Source organism: Dellaglioa sp. CoH-57-MRSF-20 (assembly GCF_056781955.1).
On record NZ_JBXAXV010000208.1, the window covers coordinates 1 to 318 of the forward strand.

Consider the following 318-nt stretch of genomic DNA (forward strand, 5'->3'; position numbering starts at 1 on the left):
CTGTAAGACTGATCCATGTGAGGTGGAAAACGGCAAACGGAAAATTATTCGTGAGACTTCTCGGCGCTGGTCTGATGCAGAAGAGAAAATTCTGATTGCGGCCCGCATTCGAGATGGTGCAAAGCAGAAGGACATAGTTAGCGAATTCGGGCGCAGCCGAGAGTTTATTCGCCGGATCGCAAGAGAACACAATCTATAGGAGATTTAAATGCCGTCACGTCAGATTACCCACGACGCGCGCGAGGGTAAAGGAAGCAAAGAAAGTTTGGAGCACAAGTGGGATAAAGCCAAGGGGATAGCAGAAAAAGAATATGGTCC

At 48.4% G+C, this 318-nt stretch carries 1 protein-coding gene; it reads left to right on the top strand.

Features of this window, described 5'->3' with window-relative positions; translation table 11 throughout:
• On the top strand, positions 1-199 hold a 199-nt coding region (locus tag AC1RPN_RS08790; protein ID WP_447492108.1), incomplete at its 5' end, for a hypothetical protein.
• Positions 200-318 lie beyond the last annotated feature (119 nt).